Origin of the sequence: Rhizobium sp. N731, from assembly GCF_001664145.1 — a bacterium.
Lineage (GTDB): Bacteria > Pseudomonadota > Alphaproteobacteria > Rhizobiales > Rhizobiaceae > Rhizobium > Rhizobium esperanzae.
In genome coordinates this window covers 2,543,282-2,565,908 of sequence record NZ_CP013601.1, presented here as the reverse complement: position 1 = coordinate 2,565,908, position 22,627 = coordinate 2,543,282, and the positions used below count along the sequence as shown (strand labels likewise).

General features: G+C 63.0%; 20 protein-coding genes and 1 riboswitch. Of the genes, 17 read left to right on the top strand and 3 right to left on the bottom strand.

Features of this window, described 5'->3' with window-relative positions; all coding sequences use genetic code 11:
* Positions 1-20: 20 nt before the first annotated feature.
* Complete coding sequence (locus AMK02_RS12635; protein ID WP_064803222.1) at positions 21-1,490, top strand: cobyric acid synthase; 1,470 nt, start codon at positions 21-23, stop codon at positions 1,488-1,490.
* 379 nt (positions 1,491-1,869) lie between these two features.
* Positions 1,870-3,060 (top strand): adenylate/guanylate cyclase domain-containing protein, encoded by a 1,191-nt coding sequence (locus AMK02_RS12630; protein WP_237358310.1) that lies wholly within the window; start codon positions 1,870-1,872, stop codon positions 3,058-3,060.
* 7 nt (positions 3,061-3,067) lie between these two features.
* On the opposite strand, the gene AMK02_RS12625 is transcribed toward AMK02_RS12630, so the two are convergent.
* Positions 3,068-4,858: a chloride channel protein gene (locus AMK02_RS12625; protein ID WP_064803221.1), complete on the bottom strand. Its 1,791-nt coding sequence runs from the start codon at positions 4,856-4,858 to the stop codon at positions 3,068-3,070.
* Positions 4,859-5,084: 226 nt separating this feature from the next.
* Positions 5,085-5,233: riboswitch (cobalamin riboswitch) on the top strand.
* Between the two features lie 439 nt (positions 5,234-5,672).
* On the opposite strand from AMK02_RS12625, the gene cobU reads away from it, so the two are divergent.
* From cobU to cobO, 4 genes are read left to right on the top strand one after another with little or no spacing between them, the layout of a single operon-like run.
* Positions 5,673-6,182 carry a bifunctional adenosylcobinamide kinase/adenosylcobinamide-phosphate guanylyltransferase gene (gene cobU, locus AMK02_RS12620; protein ID WP_064803219.1) on the top strand — a complete coding sequence of 170 codons (510 nt, stop codon included), beginning with the start codon at positions 5,673-5,675 and terminating at the stop codon, positions 6,180-6,182.
* Between the two features lie 6 nt (positions 6,183-6,188).
* Positions 6,189-7,244: a cobalamin biosynthesis protein CobW gene (gene cobW, locus AMK02_RS12615; protein ID WP_064803217.1), complete on the top strand. Its 1,056-nt coding sequence runs from the start codon at positions 6,189-6,191 to the stop codon at positions 7,242-7,244.
* Positions 7,245-7,247: 3 nt separating this feature from the next.
* On the top strand, positions 7,248-11,351 hold the full coding sequence (cobN, locus tag AMK02_RS12610; RefSeq protein ID WP_064803215.1) for a cobaltochelatase subunit CobN: 4,104 nt from the start codon (positions 7,248-7,250) through the stop codon (positions 11,349-11,351).
* Entirely contained in the window at positions 11,351-11,986 is a 636-nt protein-coding gene (cobO, locus tag AMK02_RS12605; RefSeq protein ID WP_064803214.1) for a cob(I)yrinic acid a,c-diamide adenosyltransferase, read from the top strand. The genes cobN and cobO overlap by 1 nt, the downstream gene beginning before the upstream one ends.
* Before the next feature lie 6 nt (positions 11,987-11,992).
* On the opposite strand, the gene AMK02_RS12600 is transcribed toward cobO, so the two are convergent.
* Positions 11,993-12,778, bottom strand: a complete 786-nt coding sequence (locus AMK02_RS12600; protein ID WP_064803212.1) for a TSUP family transporter — start codon at positions 12,776-12,778, stop codon at positions 11,993-11,995.
* A 99-nt stretch (positions 12,779-12,877) separates the two neighbouring features.
* Here AMK02_RS12600 and AMK02_RS12595 point away from each other — a divergent pair, with 99 nt between their 5' ends.
* The 8 genes from AMK02_RS12595 to AMK02_RS12560 all read left to right on the top strand — a co-directional run bounded on the left by AMK02_RS12595 (position 12,878) and on the right by AMK02_RS12560 (position 19,550).
* The gene (locus tag AMK02_RS12595) at positions 12,878-13,297 is read left to right on the top strand and encodes a cobalamin biosynthesis protein (protein WP_064803210.1); all 420 of its coding nucleotides are present in this window, start codon (positions 12,878-12,880) and stop codon (positions 13,295-13,297) included.
* A gap of 70 nt (positions 13,298-13,367) precedes the next feature.
* Complete coding sequence (locus AMK02_RS12590) at positions 13,368-14,318, top strand: nucleoside hydrolase (RefSeq protein WP_064803208.1); 951 nt, start codon at positions 13,368-13,370, stop codon at positions 14,316-14,318.
* A gap of 235 nt (positions 14,319-14,553) precedes the next feature.
* Positions 14,554-15,393 carry a uroporphyrinogen-III C-methyltransferase gene (gene cobA, locus AMK02_RS12585; RefSeq protein ID WP_064803206.1) on the top strand — a complete coding sequence of 280 codons (840 nt, stop codon included), beginning with the start codon at positions 14,554-14,556 and terminating at the stop codon, positions 15,391-15,393.
* Positions 15,390-16,697: a cobyrinate a,c-diamide synthase gene (locus tag AMK02_RS12580; protein WP_064803205.1), complete on the top strand. Its 1,308-nt coding sequence runs from the start codon at positions 15,390-15,392 to the stop codon at positions 16,695-16,697. The genes cobA and AMK02_RS12580 overlap by 4 nt, the downstream gene beginning before the upstream one ends.
* Entirely contained in the window at positions 16,694-17,701 is a 1,008-nt protein-coding gene (cobD, locus tag AMK02_RS12575; protein ID WP_064803203.1) for a threonine-phosphate decarboxylase CobD, read from the top strand. Before AMK02_RS12580 ends, cobD begins: the two co-directional genes overlap by 4 nt.
* Positions 17,698-18,678: an adenosylcobinamide-phosphate synthase CbiB gene (gene cbiB / locus AMK02_RS12570; RefSeq protein WP_064803201.1), complete on the top strand. Its 981-nt coding sequence runs from the start codon at positions 17,698-17,700 to the stop codon at positions 18,676-18,678. Before cobD ends, cbiB begins: the two co-directional genes overlap by 4 nt.
* 92 nt (positions 18,679-18,770) lie before the next feature.
* A complete protein-coding gene (locus AMK02_RS12565) occupies positions 18,771-18,971 on the top strand; it encodes an ECs_2282 family putative zinc-binding protein (RefSeq protein WP_064803200.1) in 201 nt (66 codons plus the stop codon).
* A 150-nt stretch (positions 18,972-19,121) separates the two neighbouring features.
* Positions 19,122-19,550: a L,D-transpeptidase gene (locus tag AMK02_RS12560; protein ID WP_064803198.1), complete on the top strand. Its 429-nt coding sequence runs from the start codon at positions 19,122-19,124 to the stop codon at positions 19,548-19,550.
* On the opposite strand, the gene AMK02_RS12555 is transcribed toward AMK02_RS12560, so the two are convergent.
* Positions 19,540-20,259: a Crp/Fnr family transcriptional regulator gene (locus tag AMK02_RS12555; RefSeq protein WP_064803196.1), complete on the bottom strand. Its 720-nt coding sequence runs from the start codon at positions 20,257-20,259 to the stop codon at positions 19,540-19,542. The genes AMK02_RS12560 and AMK02_RS12555 overlap by 11 nt on opposite strands.
* A gap of 288 nt (positions 20,260-20,547) precedes the next feature.
* Here AMK02_RS12555 and AMK02_RS12550 point away from each other — a divergent pair, with 288 nt between their 5' ends.
* The 3 genes from AMK02_RS12550 to AMK02_RS12540 all read left to right on the top strand — a co-directional run bounded on the left by AMK02_RS12550 (position 20,548) and on the right by AMK02_RS12540 (position 22,627).
* On the top strand, positions 20,548-20,826 hold the full coding sequence (locus tag AMK02_RS12550) for an acyl carrier protein (protein WP_003540486.1): 279 nt from the start codon (positions 20,548-20,550) through the stop codon (positions 20,824-20,826).
* Between the two features lie 116 nt (positions 20,827-20,942).
* Positions 20,943-21,425, top strand: a complete 483-nt coding sequence (locus AMK02_RS12545) for a 3-hydroxyacyl-ACP dehydratase FabZ family protein (protein ID WP_064803194.1) — start codon at positions 20,943-20,945, stop codon at positions 21,423-21,425.
* Positions 21,422-22,627: a beta-ketoacyl-ACP synthase gene (locus tag AMK02_RS12540; protein ID WP_064803190.1), complete on the top strand. Its 1,206-nt coding sequence runs from the start codon at positions 21,422-21,424 to the stop codon at positions 22,625-22,627. Before AMK02_RS12545 ends, AMK02_RS12540 begins: the two co-directional genes overlap by 4 nt.

Here is a 22,627-nt window from a genome sequence, read left to right as displayed (position 1 = left end):
CCTGAGGAAAGGCGGCCGCCATGGCAAGAGCGATCATGCTGCAGGGAACCGGCTCGGATGTCGGCAAGACGGTGTTGGTGGCTGGTCTCTGCCGGCTGGCGGCCAATGCCGGGCTGACCGTGCGGCCGTTCAAGCCGCAGAATATGTCGAACAACGCGGCGGTCGCCGATGACGGCGGCGAGTTCGGCCGGGCGCAATGGCTGCAGTCGCTCGCCGCCCGAACGCCGTCCTCGGTTCATATGAACCCGGTGCTGCTCAAGCCGCAATCGGAAAGCGGCAGCCAGATCATCGTGCAGGGCAGGGTGTTCGGACAGGCGAAGGGGCGGGATTATCAGCGGCTGAAGCCGCAACTGCTCGGCGCCGTACTCGAAAGCTTCGAAAAGGTGTCTGCCGGCGCTGACCTCATCATCGTCGAGGGTGCCGGCTCGCCGGCAGAAATCAATCTCAGGGCCGGCGACATCGCCAATATGGGCTTTGCGACGAAAGCGGGCGTGCCCGTCGTGCTCGTCGGCGATATCGACCGGGGCGGCGTCATCGCCTCGCTGGTCGGCACGAAGGCGATCCTCGACGAGGGCGATCGAGCGATGATCGCGGGCTATCTCATCAACAAATTTCGCGGCGACATCTCGCTGTTCGACGACGGTATCCGCGCCATCGAAGGCTTCACCGGCTGGCCCTGCTTCGGCGTCGTGCCGTGGCTGCAGGCTGCCGCGCGTCTGCCGGCCGAAGATTCGGTCGTGCTCGAGCGGCTGGCGAGGGGCGGTACCGGGGCGCTGAAGATCGCCGTGCCGGTGCTGCCGCGCATCGCCAATTTCGACGACCTCGATCCGCTGAGGGCGGAGGCGGATGTCGAGCTGGTCTTCGTGCGCTCAGGCGAGCGGCTGCCTGCCGATGCGAGCCTCGTCATTCTTCCAGGGTCGAAATCGACGATAGCGGACCTCGCCGATTTCAGAGTTCAATGCTGGGACCGCGATCTTGCGGCACATGTCCGGCGCGGCGGGCGGGTGATCGGCATCTGCGGCGGCTATCAAATGCTCGGTCGCATGGTGCATGACCCGCGCGGCATCGAGGGCGGCACGAACGAGACGCCGGGGCTCGGGCTTCTCGACGTCGAAACCGAGATGGCGCCTGAGAAGACCGTGCGCAACAGCCATGCCCGCTCGACCGAATATGACGCGCCGCTTTCCGGCTACCAGATCCATCTCGGCATCACCCGCGGCCCGGATTGTGTCAGGCCTTCCGCGATCGTCGACGGCGCGCCCGATGGAGCGGTTTCGGCGGATGGGCGGATCATGGGCACCTATCTACACGGGCTCTTCGGGAGCGATGCCTATCGCGCCCGGCTGCTGGAAAGCTTCGGGCTTTCCGGCGGACAGGGGAACTACCGTGAGAGCGTGGAGCGGGCGCTTGATGAGGTTGCCGGGGAACTGGAGCGCTGCCTGGATGCGCGGTGGTTGGGTGAATTGCTGGAGGTCGGGAGAATTTACTGAGCGCAAGGGCAGTGAAGAGTGAGCCGTATGGCCCCCCTCATCCGACCCTTCGGGCCACCCTTCTCCCCGCCGGGGTCTGCCGGGGCGAAGAGGGGAGCAAGCCGCCGACCATCGTTTTCCTACCGTAATGGTCTCAAATGGGAGCGAGGCGCTGCCCCGAGTCCCTTCTCCCCGGCGGGGAGAAGATGCCGGCAGGCAGATGAGGGGGCCACACGGCGCATACCTATCTGTATTCTCTATCACATAATTCGCGCGGGAGTAGTATCACAATGCGAAGCGGGCTAATAAGTAGTGTGCGCGGCTAGGCCCTTTCGGCGCCTGTCCTGTTGTTCCCGGCACCGGCCTCGATGGTGACGCCCATTCCAGGTTTCCCATCCTCATGCGGAGGTTTTCCAAAATTAAAGATCATATCCAGTGGGTTATAGAGCAGGGAATCACCAGCGAGCATATCGGCGATCTCGTCGCCGGCCTGTGTGAACGGCTGATCGCGGACGGGTTTCCGATCTGGCGCGCAAGCATCCGCATGCCGTCCCTACATCCGATGTATCGCGGCATCGCCGCCAATTTCATGCGGGGCGGTGAGACTGTTCTCGAGAATGCGGAGCACGGCAGCGAGACCGAGCGCAACTTTGAGAAGACGCCGATATTCTATCTTCTGAACCGCGGCGAGAAGACGGGGCGGTGGAACCTGGCGAAAGGCGAGGGTCTCCACTATGGCGAGCTCTACGAATTTGCGCTTGCCGGTGGCACGGACCATGTGGTCAATCTTTTCGAGTTCCCGAAGGAAGTCGCGCTGCGCGGGCTCGGTTTCTCTCTAACGAGCGATTCTCCGGGCGGATTTTCAGATGATCAGCTGGCGATCATCGATGAACTGTTCCCAGCGCTGGGGCTTGCCGCTTACCGTGTCGCGGTTTCCAAGACCGCGACCGATATCCTCGCCGTCTATACCGGCGCCAGGACGAGCGCGCGCATCCTTGCTGGTGAAACCCGCAGGGGAATGGGCGGCTCCATCGATGCCGCCATCCTGCTTGCCGACCTTCGCAACTTCACGGCGCTGACCGAGGCCTATCAGCCGGGGGAGATCGTCGGCTTTCTCAACGAGCACTTCGAACTGATCGACCGGCACGTCGAGGAAAATTCCGGCGAGATCCTCAAGTTCATGGGCGATAGCGTGCTGGCAATCTTTCCGACGGACACCGAGGATCCGCAAATGGCTTGCAAAGCCGCATTGGCTTCGGCGCAGAACCTGCTGAGGGCAAACGAGGAGCTCAATCGCGAACGGACGCTGAATGGTGGCCCCGATATCGGGATTGATGTCGTCTTGCATCTCGGCGAGGTTTTTTACGGAAATGTCGGTGCCCAAGGCCGGCTGGACTTCACCGTGATCGGCAGGGCCGTCAACGAGGCTTCGCGGCTTGAAAAGCTGTGCGGAGCGCTTGAGCAGCCGCTGCTGCTGTCGGAGAGCTTCGCAGCGACCTGCGCCGTGCCCTGCGACTATCTCGGGTCTTTCGAGCTGCGTGGCGTTTCCAAGAGAGTCGACATCTTCAGGCTTGCCGGCGCCGCTTCTTAAGGCTCGCTCAAATCTCGCCCGACACCTCGCGGCGGCGGCGGTCGAGTTCTTCGCTGTAGCGGCGCAGCGTGTGGCTTTCGCTGAGCTGTCCCACCACCTTGCGCTCGATCAGATTGTTGACGACGGCGAGCGCTTCGCTTTCGCTCTTGTCGAAGATCGCCGCCGCCTGCTTGGCATTCATCTGCGGCTGCAGGAAATCATTGCGGTAGCGGACGAAATCGGCAAGCGTCTGGCTCTCGTCCTGGGCGTCGGTCGGGTTGGCGTAAATCTCAGGCACCAGCACGAGACCGGCATATTTGTCGTTCTCCTCGACGAGAATGACGCGTTGGGTTGAGCCGATCGGGAAGGTGTTCTTGAACTCCTCCAGCGAGATATCGGCCCTTGCCGTTTTCACGTCGGCGCGCATCAGCTTGTTCACCGTCAGATTGCGGATCCAGCCAACGTCGTGGGCGCTGCGGATGCTTTCGCCGCGCAGGTGGAAGCGCCATGTGGCAAAGGAGTAGCCGAACGTCGAGCGCACGACGAGCGAGGAGGTGATGACGGCGGCAAGAACCAGTGCCGTGATCGGAAAATCACCGGTGATTTCGAGCGCCAGGAAGGTCATCGTCAGCGGCCCGCCAATGACGGCGACCGACAGGGAACTCATCCCGACCACGGCATAAATGACCGGCGTCAATGTCGCATCGGCGAAATAGGGAGCGCAATAAGCAAAGAGCTTGCCGAGCAGGGCGCCCATGAACAGCGAGGCGAAAAACAGTCCGCCCCTGAAACCGGAGCCGATCGAGATCGCCGAGGCAAGGGATTTCAGGAGGAAGAGACCGATCAGCGCCGGGATCGCCACGTCGCGGGACAAGTTGAGATGCAGCGCGCCGTGGCCGGCCGAAAGAACCTGGGGGGAGATCATGGCAAGAAGCCCGACGATGATGCCGCCGAGCGCCGGGCGAAAGGGCGGGGCGATCGAGCTTTTGCGCGCCACCTCCTCGATGAAGGCTACGCCCTGCATGAGGAGAATGCCAACGCCGGCGCAGAAGACGCCGAGCAGCAGCGCCGGGATATAATCGGCCGGCACGACCGAGCCGAAGCTGCCGATATCGATGGTGAAATCGCCCTGGACAAGCAACCTTGCGATGAGGGTTGAAACGAGGGCGGAGACGACGACCGGGGTCAACGACACGATGGTATAGGTGCCGATGATCAGCTCGAAGGCGTAGAAGGCGCCCGTCAGCGGCGCGTTGAAGGCGGCGGCGATGGCGCCGGCCGCGCCGCAACCGACGAGGATGCGCAGGTCCGAGCGGCGTAGCTGCAGCTTCAGGCCGAATTTGGAGGCGATGCCGGCGGCGAGCTGGGTATAGCCGGCCTCCAGGCCGACGGAGGCGCCGAAGCCGTTGGAGATCAGGTTCTGTACGGCAACGATGATGCTATCGGTCAGGGAGAGGCGGCCGCCATGCAGTGCGTTCGCCTCGATCGGGTCGACCATTGGTTTCTTGCGCCGTTTGGCGAGGACCAGGAGCAGTAGGCCGAGCAGGGCGCCACCGATGACGGGGGCGGTGAGCAGCAGCATCTTGTCCTCGATGGCAGACGCGCTCAGCCTGTCGCTGTCGGCGATGCCGAAAACAAGCTGGTGCAGTTGGTTGGAGACATAGCTCATGCCGGTCACGGCAAGGCCCGAAGCGATGCCGACGATGGCGCCTGTCAGCGACAGGCCAACTTCGCTGCGGCGCGTCAGCGCACGCAGCCGCCCCGGATCGAAGAAAACACGCAGCGTGCGCAGGCGGCGCCGATCCAATTTCATAAGCATGGCTAGACAACTAGGCGAGGAGAGGCCGGGTCAAGGGCGGAGGTGCGGTTGCCTTGCAACGCAATTGCGGCGAAAAGCCGACCGGCGGGTCAAATATTTATGACGTAAGCATCTGATAAAAGACGATATTTCCGGTAGAGTCAGCGGTGTTGGCTGGCCTTTCGCGCAACGTTGCGGGAAGGTGTTTGCGAAGGTCGGTTGACTTCACCCGCCGGCTTGCCTAACCATCCGAGGAATAACGGATGGTTCCGGATCGGCATTTCGCTTTCCGGATGAAAAGGGAATGTGACGGGGCGGACCCACATCGGGCGCCTTCATCACAGCCGACCCCGCGACTGTAGAGCGGTCAGGGTCTTCCATCCGGCATCGAACCCTTTCGGCTGGCGGGCTGCAATCGTGCAGGCGGGTGGGATGGGCGACATGCCGGAAAAGCCACTGGAAATGCATGGTGATCAACCGGGGTCGGACGCCTCTATCTCTACGAATCGTCCACCTTTTCATCGAGGCAGCCGGGAAGGCGAGGCAGATCCGCTGGCACGATCAGGGGCGACCGGGCTTCCGGTTCGCCCCGATCGCCGCCGATAACCGCGAGCCAGGAGACCTGCCTTCCGTGCCGGGCGAAAAGCCCAACCCTGGGCAAGAGACCCGCTGCCAGCACGGAGGTTGTTTTGGCTGAACGAACGAATTCAGTGCCGCCTGCGGTGGTGCGATACAGTGGCGGCGGTGCGGTGATTTCGGACGCTTATGTCGAGTATGCGGGTGTCACAGCCTCGACGGCTAACGGCCACATCTTCTCTCCGAAGGCCGCTTCAGTATGACCACCACCCTCATCCTCGGCGGCGCACGCTCCGGCAAATCCCGTTTTGCCGAAAATCTCGTTATGGCAAGCGGCCTCGAGCGCCACTACCTCGCCACCGGCCGTGCCTGGGACGAGGAGATGCGGACGCGTATTGCCCAGCACAAGGCCGATCGCGGCCCCTCCTGGACGACGCATGAGGAGCCCCTCGATCTCGTCGAGAAGCTTACCGCCATCGACCGCGAGAGGCGCATTGTGCTGATCGACTGCCTGACGCTCTGGGTGACCAATCTGATAATGGAGGAGCGAGATATCCCAGCGGAGTTTACGGCGCTAGCCGATTTCCTGCCTAGCGCCAGGGCGCGGATCGTCGTTGTTTCCAACGAGGTTGGCCTCGGCATCGTGCCTGACAATCGAATGGCGCGCGATTTTCGCGATCATGCCGGACGGCTGCACCAAATAATCGCGGCGAAGGCCGACGAAGTCTATTTCATCGCGGCCGGTCTGCCGTTGAAAATGAAGGGTTGAAGTTCCATGAACCAGCAGAAAATCCCCGCAACCGTCATCACCGGCTTCCTCGGCGCCGGCAAGACGACGATGATCCGCAACCTGCTCACCAATGCCGGCGGCAAAAAGATTGCGCTTATCATCAACGAGTTCGGCGATCTCGGTGTCGATGGCGAGGTGCTGAAGGGCTGCGGCGCGGAGAATTGCAGCGAGGACGATATCATCGAACTCACCAATGGCTGCATCTGCTGCACCGTCGCCGACGATTTCATCCCAACGATGACGAAGCTTCTGGAGCGCGAACAGCGGCCCGACCATATCGTCATCGAAACCTCCGGCCTCGCCCTGCCGCAGCCGCTGGTCGCCGCCTTTAACTGGCCTGATATCCGCACCCAGGTGACCGTCGACGGCGTCATTACGGTGGTCGACAGCGCGGCCGTTGCCGCCGGTCGTTTCGCCGACGACCATGATGCGGTCGAGGCGGCGCGTAGCGAAGACGACTCGCTCGATCATGAGAGCCCGATCGAGGAGCTGTTCGAAGACCAGCTCACATGCGCCGATCTCATCGTGCTCAACAAGACCGACCTGATCGATGGCGATGGCCTGGGCCGCGTGAAGAGCGAAGTTGCCTCCCGCGTCGCCCGCAAGCCGGTCATGATCGAGGCCAGGAATGGCGAGGTGCCGGCCGGCGTGTTGCTCGGCCTCGGCATCGGCACGGAAGACGATATCGCCAACCGCAAGTCCCATCACGAGCTGGAGCACGAGGAAGGGACGCCGCACGACCACGACGAATTCGACAGCTTCGTTGTCGAACTCGGCGCCGTTTCCGATCCGACAGGCTTTGTCGAGAAGCTGAAGGGCATCATCGCTGAGCATGACGTGCTGCGCCTCAAGGGCTTCATCGACGTTTCGAACAAGCCAATGCGCCTGCAGTTGCAGGCCGTCGGCAGCCGCATCGACCAGTATTTCGACCGCGCCTGGGCAGCGGGCGAGGCGCGCCGCACGCGCCTTGTCGTCATCGGCTGGCACGAAATGAACCAGGACGCGGTGCGCAAGGCGATCGAAGCGCTCATTCAGGGATAATCGATGCATCTGCTTCTGGCCCAGCAGGGAACGATCAGCGACGGCGAGGAGGCGATCGACCTCGGCCAGTCGCCGGGCGATATCCTGTTCCTGTCGGCTGCCGACACCGAGCTTGCCGCGATCGCGGCCGCCTATCGCGAGTGTGAGGGGATGTCGCATTCGCTGAGGCTCGCGAACCTGATGAACCTCAAGCATCCGATGTCGGTCGATACCTATGTCGAGCGAACGGCCCGGCATGCCAAGCTGATCGTCGTGCGTGCGCTCGGCGGCGCCAGCTATTTCCATTATACGCTGGAGGCGCTGCACGCCGTTGCCGCCCGCAACGGGGCACTGATTGCGGTATTGCCTGGCGATGCCAAGCCGGATGCCGGGCTGGTTCCTTTCTCCAATGTTGACCTCGACGATCTCAACGCGCTCTGGGCCTATCTGATCGAAGGCGGCGACGCCAATGCGCGGGATTTTCTCACTTATGCATCGGCGATGCTGTCAGGGGCGGAGAAGCCGGCGCCGGCCGCGCCTTTGATGAAGGCTGGCATCTGGTGGCCGGGGCGGGGGCTGGTTGGAACTGAGGAGTGGAAGAGGCTGGTTTCTGGCACTTCTGCGGAAACACCCCCCTCTGCCCTGCCGGAGACCTCCCCCACAGGGGGGGAGATCGGCAAGGAGCGAGACCGTCGCCCTGCATCAGTTGTTTGGAGAAGCCCTGTCGGCGACTCGATCTCCCCCCTTGTGGGGGAGATGCCCGGCAGGGCAGAGGGGGGTACCGCACGCGCGGACGAAGATAAGGGCGAACATTCGACGGAAAAGGTGGATACCGAACTTACGATCCGCTCTATCGTCGCCATCGCGTTCTACCGCGCCCTCGTCCAAAGTGGAGAAACCCGACCCATCGAAGCCCTGATCGAGGCGTTGCAAGCGCAGGGCCTGCACCCGCTGCCGGTCTTCGCCTATAGCCTCAAAGACCCCGTCTCCAAAGGAATCCTCGAATCCATCTTCGCCGACCTCAAGCCCCATGTCGTCATCAACACCACAGGCTTTGCCGTCTCCGCCCCTGGTGCCGATCGCGAGCCGACCGTGCTTGAGGTCAATGACGCCATCGTGCTGCAGGCAATCCTGTCGGCCTCGTCGCGGGACGCCTGGGAGGCTTCGTCTCAAGGTCTATCGGCGCGCGATCTCGGCATGAATGTGGCGCTGCCCGAAGTCGACGGGCGCGTATTGGCGCGGGCGGTGTCCTTCAAGACGGCGGCGCGTTACGACGCGGCTATCGAGGCGAACATCGTCGCCAGCGTGCCCGATGCCGGCCGGGTCCGCTATACGGCGGAGCTCGCCGCCAGTTGGGCGCGGCTGCGCCGGTCGCCCGCTAATAGGAGGCGCATCGCCCTCGTTATGGCGAATTATCCGAACCGCGACGGCCGGCTCGGCAACGGCGTCGGGCTCGACACGCCGGCCGGCAGCATCGAGGTGCTTCGGGCGATGGCGGGTGCGAATTATCCGGTCGCCGATGTTCCGGCCGACGGCGACGCGCTGATCCGCCATCTGATGGAGGGGCCTACCAATTCCGGGCATGACGACCGGGTCATCCGCGAGGCTCTTTCGCTCAGTCGCTACAAAAACTTCCTGGAATCTCTTCCCAAAAAGATTCAGGATGAGGTGAGGGCGCGCTGGGGTGAGCCGGAGAACGACCCCTATTTTCGCGACGGCGTCTTCGCCCTGCCTTTCGCCCGCTTCGGCAGCGTCCTGGTCGGCATCCAGCCGGCGCGCGGCTACAATATCGATCCGAAGGAGAGCTATCATTCGCCGGATCTCGTGCCGCCGCATGGCTATATTGCCTTTTATGCTTTCCTGCGGCGCGAATTTGGCGCCGACGCCGTTATCCACATGGGCAAGCACGGCAATCTCGAATGGCTGCCGGGCAAGGCGCTGGCGCTGTCGGAGACGTGTTATCCGGAAGCGATCCTCGGGCCGTTGCCGCATCTCTACCCCTTCATCGTCAATGATCCGGGCGAGGGCACGCAGGCCAAGCGCCGCACCGCCGCCGTCATCATCGACCACCTGACGCCGCCGTTGACGCGGGCCGAAAGCTACGGGCCGCTCAAGGATCTGGAGGCGCTAGTCGACGAATATTACCAGGCCGCTGGCGGCGACCCTCGCCGTATCCGGCTGCTCAGCCGCCAGATCCTCGATCTCGTCACCGATATCGGGCTGGATCGGGATGCGGGGATTGCGAAAGGCGAGAGCGAAGGTGATGCGCTGAAGAAGCTTGATGCCTATCTCTGCGATCTGAAGGAGATGCAGATCCGTGATGGGCTGCACGTGTTCGGCGTGTCGCCGGAGGGGCGGCTGCTGACGGACTTGACCGTGGCGCTGGCGCGGGTGCCGCGCGGGCTCGGCGAGGGTGGGGATGCAAGTCTGCAGCGGGCGATTGCTGGGGATGCTGTGAGAAACCCCTTCCCAACCCCTCCCCACAAGGGGGAGGGACTTACCGCTGCGCCCGCGGCAATCTCTGCGCTCAAAGATGATGTGGAGGCGGTGCGTCCAGCAAGCCCCTCCCACCTGTGGGGAGGGGTTGGGGAGGGGTCTGTCTTCGACCCACTCGACTGCGACATGGCTGCCCCTTGGGTCGGGCCACGCCCGGCTGTCCTCGCAGATATCCTCGACGCCCCCTGGCGCAGCAACGGTGACACCGTCGAGCGCATTGAACTGCTCGCCGCCAAGCTCGTTTCCGGTGAAATGGGGTGCCCAACCCTCTGGTCCCAAACCAGATCGGTGCTCTCCGAGATTGAAACTCATCTCAAACCCTCCATCCTCGCCTGCGGCCGCGCCGAGATCGATGGGCTGCTCAAAGGCCTCGACGGTCGCTTCGTCGCCCCCGGACCCTCCGGCGCCCCGACTCGCGGCCGGCCCGACGTGCTGCCGACAGGCCGCAATTTCTATTCGGTCGACAGCCGCGCCGTGCCGACGCCGGCCGCCTACGAACTGGGCAAGAAGTCGGCCGAACTACTGGTGCGCCGCTATGTTCAGGATCACGGCGAGTGGCCGGTCTCTTTCGGGCTGACGGCCTGGGGCACGTCGAACATGCGCACCGGCGGTGACGATCTCGCTCAGGCGCTAGCGCTGATCGGCGTCAAGCCGCTCTGGGACATGAGTTCGCGCCGCGTCACCGGGTATGAGATCATATCGCAAGCAGTGCTCGGGCGGCCGCGCGTCGATGTGACGCTCCGGATTTCCGGCTTCTTCCGCGACGCCTTTCCCGAGCAGATCGCCCTGTTCGACAAGGCGATCCGGGCAGTCGGCGCGCTGGAAGAGGATGCGGCTGACAATCCGATTGCCGGGCGTATGCGCGGCGAGACGGCGCGGCTCGCTGCGGCTGGGCTCGATGAGAAGACGGCGGCGAAGCGGGCGGGCTATCGCATCTTCGGCTCGAAGCCTGGCGCCTACGGCGCGGGCCTGCAGGCACTGATCGATGAAAAGGGCTGGGAGCGGCGTGCCGATCTTGCCGAGGCCTATCTCGTCTGGGGAAGTTATGTCTATGGCGCCGGCGGGGAAGGCAGGGCCGAACGCGGCCTTTTCGAGGAGCGGCTGCGCTCGGTGCAGGCCGTCATTCAGAACCAGGACAATCGCGAGCATGACCTGCTCGACAGTGACGACTACTACCAGTTCGAGGGCGGCATGGCGGCGGCGGCCGAGCAGCTCGCCGGTACACGCCCCGCGATCTATCATAACGATCATTCCAGGCCCGAACGACCTTTGATTCGCTCGCTCGAGGAGGAAATCGGCCGCGTCGTGCGCGGGCGCGCGGTCAATCCGAAATGGATATCGGGCGTCATGCGCCATGGCTACAAGGGTGCGGCCGAGATCGCCGCCACCGTCGATTATCTCTTCGCCTTCGCGGCGACTACGGGCGCGGTCGGCGCGCATCATTTCGAGGCGGTCTATCGGGCCTTCGTCGCTGATCCGGGCGTGCGTGGCTTCATGATCGAGAAGAACCCGGCGGCATTCGATGAGATGAGAGAGCGACTGCGCGAGGCGATCGATCGCGGGCTCTGGACGCCGCGCAGCAATTCGGCCCGGTTCGACCTGGCCGCTACGCAACTGAATGAGGTGCCCTGATGAGCGACGAGATCCCAGAAAACGAATCGGCCAAGGATGATGCGCGCCACGCCGAGAAGATGGCGAAGAAGAAGGCTGCGCGCGACAAGATCATGGCGACCAAGACGGACGGCAAGGGCCTGATCATCGTCCACACCGGCAAGGGCAAGGGCAAATCGTCGGCTGCCTTCGGCATGATCTTCCGTCACATCGCCCACGGCAAGCCGTCGGCCGTCGTGCAGTTCATCAAGGGCGCGATGTGGACCGGCGAGCGTGATCTGATCGAAAAACATTTTTCCGATCTCTGCCAGTTCCACACGATGGGCGAGGGCTTCACCTGGGAAACGCAGGACCGGGCCCGCGACATCGCCGCCGCCTCGGCGGCCTGGGAAAAGGCCAAGGAGCTGATCCGCGACGAACGCAATTCCATGGTGCTGCTCGACGAGATCAACATTGCGCTCCGCTACGATTATCTCGATGTCAACGACGTCGTCGCCTTCCTGAAGAATGAGAAGCCCGCCATGACGCATGTCGTGCTGACAGGGCGCAACGCCAGGGAAGAGCTGATCGAGATCGCCGATCTGGTGACGGAGATGGAACTCGTCAAACATCCCTTCCGCTCCGGCATCAAAGGGCAGCCGGGTGTGGAGTTCTAATTGCGGCTAAACGCCGAGCCAGAGCCGCAGCGGATTTGCGGGATCGGCGAGCAGCTTAACCGCCAAGGCGACGCAGACGATCACGAGCAGCGGCTTGATCAGCTTTGCGCCGATGCGCATTGCAAGCCGTGAGCCCACCTGTGCGCCGAGGAATTGGCAGACGCCCATCAGCAGGCCGATTTTCCAGAGGATCGCGCCAAAGCTTGCAAAGACGATCAGTGCGCCGAAATTCGAGCCGAAATTCAAAAGTTTGGTGTGGGCCGTCGCCTTCAGCACGCCGAAGCCGGCGAGGGTGACGAAGGCGAGCATGAAGAAAGAGCCGGTGCCAGGGCCGAAGACGCCGTCGTAGAAGCCGATGGCCGGCACAAGCGTTAAGCCGAAGGCGAAGGGCGTGATGAGACGGTGTCTGTCGAGGTCGTTGAGATTAGGCTTGACGGCAAAGAAGATCGCGATTGCCAGCAGCAGCACAGGCATGATCGCTTGAAGCACCTGTCCTGGTACGATCGTCGCAAGGGCGGCGCCGAGTGCCCCGCCCATGAGCGCCATCAGCGCCATCGGCAGCTGTTCGGAAAGCTCCACATGGCCCTTGCGGGCGTAGGCGAGCGTCGCGGAAGCGGCACCGAAGATCGATTGCACCTTGTTGGTTCCGAGCGTCTGCAGCGGCGGGATGCCGGCGATCAACATGGCGGGAACGGTGATGAGACCGCCGCCGCCGGCAATGGCATCGACGAAACCGGCAAAGAAGGCAGCCGCGCAGAGCAGCAGAAGCAGATGGAGGGCAATGTCAGGCAAGATGCTATTCCAGAAAGGCTTTCAGCCGGTCTTGTTGCATTTCCCTCTCCAAGCTGCAATGGCTGCAAGGACACAGCAAGGGCACATTCGGCTGCTTCCATGAGCGACATTTCTTTCACTCCGGCACGGCGCCATGTGCTCGGTCTTGGCTGCGAGCGCGGGACGCAGCCTGCGGAGGTGTTGGCGCTCGCCGTCGAGGCGCTCAAGGCCGCCGGTATCGTCGCGGATGAACTCGCCGCCATTGCTTCTATCGATAGCCGCCGGCAGGAGGCGGCAATCCTCGCAGTTGCCAGGCATCTTGCCGTGCCGGCCCTATTTTTCGACGCTCCGCGGCTGGAACGGGAAACGCCGCGGCTTAAAAATCCCTCGGCCGTCGTCTTTGCTCGCGTCGGCTGCCATGGCGTTGCGGAATCGGCAGCACTTGCGGCGATCGGTGACAATGCCGAACTGGTGCTTGGCAAAATCAAATCGGCGCAAGCGACGGCGGCGGTCGCCCGCGGCGGGTTGCAGAAAGCCTGATGGTCGTTATGGTGGCGGCAATTCGCGGCGCCAACCGGCAGCTTCGCGATTCACATTTAGAGGACATATCATGCACAAGGTCATTTACGACACTGACCCGGGCGTTGACGACGCCATGGCGCTTCTCTTCCTGCATCGCCATCCAGAAATCGATCTGATCGGTATCACCACGGTTTTTGGCAATGCATCGGTCGAGACGACGACGCGCAATGCGCTCTTCCTCAAGCGCGAATGGAATATTCCCGCGCCCGTCGCCAAGGGCGCCAGCGTCACCATCGATGCCTCACGAGCGGAGCGGGAATGGCCTTCCATGGTGCATGGCGACAACGGTCTCGGCGATATCGAGGTGCCGGCAGCGATCGACCTGCCGCTCGATCCGCGCCCGGCGCACCGCTTCATCATCGACACCGTGCGTGCCAATCCTGGCGAGGTGCGCTTGGTCGCGGTCGGGCGAATGACCAATCTGGCGCGGGCGTTGAAGGAAGACCCGGAGATCGCGACCCTGGTCAAGGACGTCGTCATCATGGGCGGCAATTTCTATGTGCCCGGCAATGTCTCGCCGGTCGCCGAGGCCAATATTCACGGCGATCCCGAGGCCGCCGACATCGTCATGACCGCGCCCTGGAAAGTCGCAGTCATCGGCCTCGACGTCACCTCGATCACCACGATGAGCCGCAGTTATCTCGGCAGGATGGCGGCCGAGGGGGATGGCGCCGTGAAATTGCTCGATGCACTCTCGCAGTCTTACATCGACTTCTACAAGCATGCGGTCGAGGACGGCATGATGGTGCATGACAGCTGCGCCGCAGTCTACGTCGTGGCGCCGGAACTGTTCTCGTCGATATCGGGCGCGGTGCGTGTCGTCTGCGGCGGCATTGCCGACGGGCAGACGATCGTCAAGCCGGATGGCCGCCGCTTCCCGCCCGGCGATTGGGACGATCGGCCGAGCCAGATCGTCACCACAGGGATCGAGTCGGAAAAGGTCCTGAAACTGATCCGCGATACGCTGCTTCGCGGCTGAGCGCCTTGAAGGCCGATTGCATTGTGTTTCGCCGCAGCAGGCGCCGACTTTGGCAACAATCTGTGCCATGGTCGGTCGCTAGGGGTACTATCATAGTGTATTCATATTGCTGCGGAGCTTTCCTGCGATCTCGAATCCGGCTGTTCGCAAAGTGATTCATCGTCATCTCAGCAACTTCAAGTAAGGTGGTGCGAGCGGCGTTGACCTTGGCTCCTGCTGGGCCTAGATCAACAAAATGTTGAATAGCATAGTCTCCCATTTGCCGGCGTTGGAGCCGGGCAGCGTCTGGCTCGTCGGGGCCGGTCCGGGTGATCCGGGCCTGCTGACGCTCTTGGCCGTCAGGGGGCTCGCCGAGGCCGATGTGATCGTCCATGACGCGCTGGTCAATGAGGACTGTCTGAGGCTCGCGCACCCCGGTGCCGAACTCGAATATGCCGGCAAACGCGGCGGCAAACCCTCGGCCAAGCAGCGGGATATTTCGTTGCGCCTGGTGGAACTGGCGCGCGCCGGCAAGCGGGTGCTTCGGCTGAAGGGGGGCGATCCTTTCGTCTTCGGGCGCGGCGGCGAGGAGGCGCTGACGCTGGTCGAGCACAATATCCCGTTCCGCATCGTGCCGGGGATCACCGCCGGTATCGGCGGGCTTGCCTATGCCGGCATTCCCGTGACGCATCGCGAGATCAATCATGCGGTGACGTTTCTCACCGGCCATGATTCCTCCGGCATCGTGCCCGACAGGATCAACTGGGAAGCGATCGGCAAGGGTTCGCCCGTGATCGTCATGTACATGGCGATGAAGCATATCGCCCAGATCAGCGCCAACCTCATTGCGGCTGGCCGCTCGCCATCCGAGCCCGTGGCTTTCGTCTGCAATGCGGCGACCGGCGCGCAGCAGGTGCTGGAGACGACGCTTGGGCAGGCGACCGAGGCTGTCGCCGCCTCCGGGCTCGAGCCGCCAGCGGTGGTCGTCGTCGGCGAGGTGGTGCGGCTCCGAGTCTCGCTCGATTGGCTCGGCGCTCTCGCCGGACGACGCCTGCAGCCCGATCCGTTCCGCCAGTCCGGCCAGGTGCCGGCATGAGCGGCCTCCTGATCGCAGCTCCTTCTTCCGGTGCCGGCAAGACGACGGTGACGCTCGGCCTGCTCAGAGCCTTGCGTCGGCGCGGCATCGCGATCGCGCCCGGCAAGGCCGGCCCCGACTATATCGATCCCGCCTTCCATGCCGCCGCGAGCGGCACGCTGTGCCTGAATTTCGATCCCTGGGCGATGCGGCCGGAGCTGATCTCGGCCAATGCGACGCTGCACCGCTCCGGCGATCGCATTCTCGTCGTCGAGGCGATGATGGGTCTGTTCGACGGGGCGGCCGACGGCAAAGGGACGGCAGCGGATCTGGCCGCCCAGCTCGGCCTTTCCGTGGTGCTGGTCGTCGACGCCTCACGCATGTCGCAATCGGTCGCGCCGCTGGTGGCCGGATTTGCCGGTTTCCGCGCCGATGTCCGCGTTGCGGGCGTCATCCTCAACAAGGTCGGCAGCGAACGGCACGAGGCGATGCTGCGTCAGGCGCTCGAGGCGATCCGCATGCCCGTGATCGCCGTGATCGGCAGCGACAAGGCGCTTGCCCTGCCGGATCGCCATCTCGGGCTTGTTCAGGCCGGTGAACATGCGAGCCTTGAAGGTTTCATCGAGCATGCGGCGGATGCCGTCTCCGAGGAATGCAATTTCGAGTTTCTGCTGCGCATCGCCAGGCAGGGCCTCAATCGGCCGTCGGCCGCCAATATCGATCGTCTGCCGCCGCTCGGCAGTCGCATTGCGGTGGCCCGCGATATCGCCTTTGCCTTTTCCTATGAGCACATGCTGCTTGGCTGGCGGCGGCGGGGAGCTGCGATTTCCTTCTTCTCGCCGCTCGCCGACGAGGTGCCGGCTGCCGATGCCGATGCGATCTATCTGCCCGGGGGGTATCCCGAACTGCATGCCGGAAAGCTCTCCCAGGCGCGGAATTTCCGCGCTGCCCTCCTCGATGCGGTGGCGCGCGGCATCCGGATCTATGGCGAGTGCGGCGGCTACATGGTGCTCGGCGAAGGGCTGATCGACGCAGAGGGGAAGCGTCACGAGATGCTTGGTCTGCTGCCCGTCGTCACCAGCTATGCCGCGCGCAAACGCCATCTCGGTTATCGCCACGTCATGCCGCTCGATCATGCGATCTTTCAGCGGGCGATGACGGCGCATGAATTCCACTATTCCACCCTCATTTCCGAAGGCGAGGGCGAGCGGCTGTTTCAGGTGCGGGATGCGCTCGGAACCGATCTCGGCCCGGCGGGGCTCCGGCGCGGGCAGGTGGCGGGTTCCTACATGCATCTGATCGATCTCGCCGGGATCACCGCGTGAGCGCGCCGATCGTCCATGGTGGCGGAGTCACTGCCGCTGCTGCCGCCTTTGGCGGCAGGCCGGAGGACTGGCTCGACCTTTCCACCGGGATCAATCCGTGCCCGGCTGCTCTGCCGGAAATCCCAACAAGGGCCTGGCACCGCCTCCCGGACAGCCATCTGGTCGATGAGGCAAGGCGGACGGCGCGCGATTACTACGGGAGCGGGGAGATCCTGCCGCTGCCGGTGCCCGGCACGCAATCGGTGATCCAGCTTCTGCCGCGGTTGCTGATAAAAGGTGAGGGCGCCAAGGTCGCCGTCGTGGCGCCGACCTATGGCGAGTATGCGCGCGCTTTTATTTCGGCCGGTTTTGCCGTCGATACCGTCGATCATGTCGCGGCGATCGGAACCGAGCATCGGCTTGCCGTCGTCGTCAATCCGAACAATCCCGATGGGCTGACATGGCCTGTGGAAACGCTGATTGGCGTGCATGACAGGATGAAGGCGGTCAACGGACTTCTGGTTGTCGACGAAGCCTTCGGCGATGCCGATCCGACGCTCAGTCTCGCGGGCCACGCGCAGACGCTTTCCAATCTGGTGATCTTCCGCTCCTTCGGCAAGTTTTTCGGGCTCGCCGGTCTGCGGCTCGGCTTTGCGATTGCGCCTGACGATATTCTCAAGCGTTTCGAGGAGTGGCTCGGACCCTGGGCGGTTTCCGGACCGGCCCTTTCGATAGCGGGCTCGCTGCTGCGTTCGGACGTTTCCCCCATCCGCCGGCGCATCGATGAACGCCGCGCCGGGCTTCATGCGGTGCTGACCGGGCTCGGGCTGCAGATTACAGGGGGAACGGCGTTGTTTACCCTTGTCGACGATGCCAGGGCGAGCGACATTTACACGCATCTCTGCCGCCATCATATTCTCGTCCGCAAGTTCGACTATGCGCCCGCTTGGCTCCGTTTCGGGCTGACGCCCGATCCGGCGGCGGACCGGCGGCTTGGCGAAGTCCTTCAGAGATTTGAGCGATGACGATCGATCTAAACCTTCTCGTGCTGCTTCTGGCGCTGCTGCTCGACCGGATACTCGGCGATCCGCAATGGCTCTGGTCACGCGTGCCGCATCCCGTTGCGATTTTCGGAGCGGTGATCTCCTATGCCGACCAGCAGCTCAATCCTTCAAGCCTCACGGGGCATCAACGGCGGATGAACGGCGTTGCCGCCATCCTGGCGCTGCTGTTGCTGGCTGTGGCGGCAGGCTTCGTGTTCAACCGGTTTTTCGCGCTGTTCGGCCTCGGCGGCATCCTGCTGGAGACCGGGCTGGTGGCGATCTTTCTGGCGCAGAAGAGCCTTGCCGACCACGTCGCTGCCGTTGCCGTCGCCCTGCGTGAGGAGGGGCTTGCCGGTGGGCGGGCCGCCGTCGCCCGCATTGTCGGGCGCGACCCCGAGACGCTGGATGAGCCGGCCGTCTGCCGCGCGGCGATCGAAAGCCTTGCCGAGAACTTCTCCGATGGCGTCGTCGCGCCGGCGATTTGGTACGCTATCTTCGGCCTGCCAGGGCTTTTTGCCTACAAGATGCTGAACACGGCGGATTCGATGATCGGCCATAGATCGGAAAAATACATCGATTTCGGCTGGGCGGCCGCCCGGCTCGACGATGTCGCCAACTGGCCGGCCGCGCGCCTTTCCATCCTGCTGATTGCTGCCGGCGCCTGGATCCGGCGCGGCACCAGCGCCTGCCGCGAGGCGATCCGGGTGGCGATGCGCGACGGCGGTCTGCACCGTTCGCCGAATTCCGGCCGGCCGGAAGCGGCAATGGCTGGCGCGCTGAATGTCCAGCTCGCAGGACCGCGCATCTATGGCGGCGTGCTCGTTACCGAACCGATGATCAACAATCCTGGGCGCGATGTCGCGACATCCGGCGACATCGAAGACGGAGTTTCCGTGTATCAGGCGAGCTGCATGGTGCTTGCCGGCGTGACGTTCGGATTGTTTTTGTGCTTTCTGTGAGGGACTTGCGGCACAGCTCACGCCCCAGTGGACAGTCCTGCCGTAAAGCTTTATGCGAAACGCCTCATATCCATCAGACCGGAAGCAGAACGATGACAGTTCAGGTTGAACTACCGTGCCCGAAGTGCAAAAGCACCAAGATGAAATTCGAGCGTCCGGAGATCCGGGAGACGGACATCATAAGCTGCGCGGCCTGCGGCCATAATCTCGGCACCATGGCCTCCATCCGCGAAAGGATGAACAAGGCCTATCAGCAGCTCAAGCAAAGGCCGGCGGCGCGCAAGCTTCAGTGAGACAGAGCGGCCGTCCTGCGGCGCTTAAACCCGTCATTGCCCTGTTAGAATTGTGATTACCATTCGGGTTAAAGCTATATAATCAAGTATCGTCGTAGTCTCTCTGTCGTGAGGGCGCAATCAAATGCGCGGGTGCGAAGAGGGGTTATCATGAAGACGATTTTTGCCGCCGCGGCGGCAAGCTTATTGCTGCAGTTTTCTCCGGTTGCGGCTGAAGCAGCGACGCTGGTTGCCAATATCAGTATCGGCAAACAGACGATGACCGTCACAGAGGACGGCTTCGTCAAATATCGCTGGAAGGTTTCGACCGCGCGCAATGGTTATGTCACGCCCACCGGCTCCTGGAGCGCCAAATGGCTGTCGCGCGATCACCGTTCGCGCAAATACGACAATGCGCCGATGCCGTATGCTGTATTTTTCAACGGCGGTTACGCCGTTCACGCCACTTTCGATCTGAAGCGACTCGGCACACCGGCCTCGCATGGCTGCGTTCGCCTGCATCCTGACAATGCGGCCGAGTTCTTCTCACTGGCGCGGCAGGCGGGTCTTGCCAATACCCGCGTCGTCATCACGCGCTGATCCTTTCCAGCTCATCCAGATCGGGAACGACGATATGTCTGGAGTTCTCGATCAGGATAACACCCCGCTTGCGCAGCCTTGTCATGTGCCGGCTGACGGTTTCGATCGTCAGCCCGAGAAAATCGGCGATCTCGGCGCGCGATAACGGCAAATCGAAGGCCGTGCTGATGGCGGTTTGCGGCTCGGCATGGGTTGCGATGAGGTGGAGCAGGCTTGCAACCTTCTCCTCCGCCGTGCGGCGGCCGAGCGTCAGCATCCAGTCGCGCGCGGCGTCCAGCTCGTTGAGCGCCTGATCGTGCAGCCTGCGCTGCAGCTCCGGCGTCTCCGCGATCATGCGGTCGAGCAGGTTGCGCGGGAAGACACAAATTTCGGCGTCGGTTGCCGCCTCCGCTGATAGTGTGCTTTCGCGGACGAAGGGCCTGCCGACGAAATCGGGAGCGAACTGCAGGCCGACGATCTGCTGGCGTCCGTCCGGCATCATCTTGCAGAGCTTCACCACGCCGCGCATGATGTTCGAATAAAACGAACTTTCCGATCCTTGCGCAACGATCTCCGAGCCGGCCTCGATCTTGCGGCGCAGGGAGTGGCGGTTGAGCTCCTTCAACTGAGCGTTCGACAGGGCGCCGCAGACGACGCCGTGCCGCGCCTGACAGGAACGACATGCGACGGGCGTGCCTGTCTCGAAAATCTCGCTGCTGGCAACGTCCATCGTCGTGATCCTTCAAAAAGCCGGACATGCTGGAACGCGATCGCAATTCCTTCCAGCGCAGCTTGATGATTATCAAATGCCAGCGCGCATAATTTGATCCAGATCAAAGACTGGTGCGGATGGTGGACAGCCGCATCCTGTTTTCGGCGCCTGCATTCGCCGGCGTTCCATTGCTGTTTAGGCAACACCTTATTGTCAATTTGCCGTAACGCCCGGACGAAAGCATTGGCTTTTGAAAAGGATTTGCCTATGAGGGGGTTTAAATCGTCATTTCATGAGGTACAGCGCGTGACCGCTACATTCGATAAAGTTGCCGACATTATTGCAGAAACCAGCGAGATCGATCGTGCCACGATCACGCCGGAGAGCCATACGATCGACGACCTCGGTATCGACAGCCTCGATTTCCTCGACATCGTCTTTGCGATCGACAAGGAATTCGGCATCAAGATTCCGCTCGAAAAGTGGACGCAGGAAGTCAATGAGGGCAAGGTTTCCACCGAAGAGTATTTCGTGCTGAAGAACCTGTGCGCCAAGATCGACGAGCTCAAAGCAGCCAAGGCCTGAGCGACATATCAGTCTTTTTTGAACGCCCTGCCGCCTGACTATGGCGGCCGGGCGGTTTCGTTCCTAAGTAGGCGTCACCGGTGGGCGGATCTTGCCCGTCGGGCCGGAGGATCCGAATGCTGCTGGAATATTTCCAGATGATTGACCGCGTCGAAGCGGTGGACCTGAAGAAGGGCACGCTTGCGGCGCGATCCGTCGTGCCGGCCAAAAGCCCCGTCTTCGAGGGCCATTTTCCCGGCATGCCGCTCGTTCCCGGCGTGTTGCTGATAGAGACCATGGCGCAGGCCTCCGGCATGCTGGTGCTTGCCGCAACCGATTTCGCCGCCATGCCCTTCCTGATGTCGGTCGACGGCGCCAAGATGCGCACCTTCGTCGAGCCGGAGGCCGTGCTCGACATCGAGGCGGTGCTGGAGCACGACGGTTCGGGCTTCGCGGTCACTAAGGCCAAGATCACCAGCGGCGGCAAGAAGGTCTGCGACGCGCAGCTGAAACTGCGCACCATGCCCTTCAGCGAGGTTCCGCTCGGCGATATCGTGAAAAAACGCGCCGGCGAGGTCGGGCTTCTCGAGGCGATCGCAGCGCAGGGAGTGATTGGATGAGCAAGGCCGCAAACGACGTCGTCATTTCGGGCGTCGGCATCGTCACCTGTCAAGGCGTCGGCAAGGACGCGCATATCGCGCTGCTTTCGGCCGAAAGCGCGCCGAAGGCGATCGTCGAGACCGAGAAGTTCAAACCCTATCCGGTGCATCCGCTGCCCGAGATCGACTGGTCGCAGCAGATCGCCAAGCGTGGCGACCAGCGCCAGATGGAAAACTGGCAGCGCATCGGCGTCTTCGCTGCAGGGCTCGCGCTCGACGATGCCGGCTTCAAGGACAATATCGAGGCCTGCGGCACGATGGACATGATCGTGGCGGCCGGCGGCGGAGAGCGCGACATCAACGTCGATACGCTGATCGTCGACGAGGGCCTGAAGCGCAACGATCGCGAGCTGCTGCTGAACGAAAAGCTGACGACGGAGCTGAGGCCAACGCTGTTCCTGGCGCAGCTTTCCAACCTGCTTGCCGGCAACATCTCCATCGTTCACAAGGTCACCGGCTCTTCGCGCACCTTCATGGGCGAAGAAGCCTCCGGCGTTTCTGCCGTCGAGACGGCGTTCTGGCGCATCCGTTCGGGTGAATCCACCCATGCGCTTGTCGGCGGCGCCTTTGCTGCCGAACGTCCCGACATGATCCTGCTTACTGAAGCGATCGGCGCGCATACGCGCGACGAATGGGCGCCGCTCTGGTCGCGCTCCGGCCTCGAGGGCGGCGGCATGATCACCGGTTCGGCCGGCGCCTTCCTGGTGCTGGAATCGCGCAAGCATGCGGAAGAGCGCGGCGCGCATATCTGTGCGACGATCAGCGCCGTCGAAGGCGATCGCGGCAATCGCAGCGCCGGCAATTTCGAGGTGCGCATGGAGCGGCTGCTAAAGCCTGCCGCCGAGCTGCCACCGGAGGCGACGGCGATCTTCTCCGGCTCGACCGGCATGCATGAGATCGCAGCCCGCGAAAAGGCGGTGCTGGAGCATCAGCTTCCCGGCGCTGCCATCCGCGGCTTCGGCGGTGTGTCCGGTCACACGATCGAGGCGCAGTTCCCGCTGGGGCTGGCGCTCGCAGCCCTTGCCATCGATGCCAATGCCAAGGTCCCGCCGTTCGATGCCGCCCATGAAGCGCCAATGAAGGCAGGCACGAAGGCTGCTGTCGTCACGACAGTCGGTCACCAGCGCGGCGAGGGCGTCGCCGTTCTTTCTGCTGAGGCGTGA

What these genes read in the sequence shown, in the direction of transcription:
- AMK02_RS12635 (WP_064803222.1), top strand. Translation starts at nt 21, where the DNA reads ATGGCAAGAGCGATCATGCTGCAGGGAACCGGCTCGGATGTCGGCAAG.
- AMK02_RS12630 (WP_237358310.1), top strand. Translation starts at nt 1,870, where the DNA reads ATGCGGAGGTTTTCCAAAATTAAAGATCATATCCAGTGGGTTATAGAG.
- AMK02_RS12625 (WP_064803221.1), bottom strand. Translation starts at nt 4,858, where the DNA reads ATGCTTATGAAATTGGATCGGCGCCGCCTGCGCACGCTGCGTGTTTTC.
- cobU (WP_064803219.1), top strand. Translation starts at nt 5,673, where the DNA reads ATGACCACCACCCTCATCCTCGGCGGCGCACGCTCCGGCAAATCCCGT.
- cobW (WP_064803217.1), top strand. Translation starts at nt 6,189, where the DNA reads ATGAACCAGCAGAAAATCCCCGCAACCGTCATCACCGGCTTCCTCGGC.
- cobN (WP_064803215.1), top strand. Translation starts at nt 7,248, where the DNA reads ATGCATCTGCTTCTGGCCCAGCAGGGAACGATCAGCGACGGCGAGGAG.
- cobO (WP_064803214.1), top strand. Translation starts at nt 11,351, where the DNA reads ATGAGCGACGAGATCCCAGAAAACGAATCGGCCAAGGATGATGCGCGC.
- AMK02_RS12595 (WP_064803210.1), top strand. Translation starts at nt 12,878, where the DNA reads ATGAGCGACATTTCTTTCACTCCGGCACGGCGCCATGTGCTCGGTCTT.
- AMK02_RS12590 (WP_064803208.1), top strand. Translation starts at nt 13,368, where the DNA reads ATGCACAAGGTCATTTACGACACTGACCCGGGCGTTGACGACGCCATG.
- cobA (WP_064803206.1), top strand. Translation starts at nt 14,554, where the DNA reads ATGTTGAATAGCATAGTCTCCCATTTGCCGGCGTTGGAGCCGGGCAGC.
- AMK02_RS12580 (WP_064803205.1), top strand. Translation starts at nt 15,390, where the DNA reads ATGAGCGGCCTCCTGATCGCAGCTCCTTCTTCCGGTGCCGGCAAGACG.
- cbiB (WP_064803201.1), top strand. Translation starts at nt 17,698, where the DNA reads ATGACGATCGATCTAAACCTTCTCGTGCTGCTTCTGGCGCTGCTGCTC.
- AMK02_RS12565 (WP_064803200.1), top strand. Translation starts at nt 18,771, where the DNA reads ATGACAGTTCAGGTTGAACTACCGTGCCCGAAGTGCAAAAGCACCAAG.
- AMK02_RS12560 (WP_064803198.1), top strand. Translation starts at nt 19,122, where the DNA reads ATGAAGACGATTTTTGCCGCCGCGGCGGCAAGCTTATTGCTGCAGTTT.
- AMK02_RS12555 (WP_064803196.1), bottom strand. Translation starts at nt 20,259, where the DNA reads ATGGACGTTGCCAGCAGCGAGATTTTCGAGACAGGCACGCCCGTCGCA.
- AMK02_RS12545 (WP_064803194.1), top strand. Translation starts at nt 20,943, where the DNA reads ATGCTGCTGGAATATTTCCAGATGATTGACCGCGTCGAAGCGGTGGAC.
- AMK02_RS12540 (WP_064803190.1), top strand. Translation starts at nt 21,422, where the DNA reads ATGAGCAAGGCCGCAAACGACGTCGTCATTTCGGGCGTCGGCATCGTC.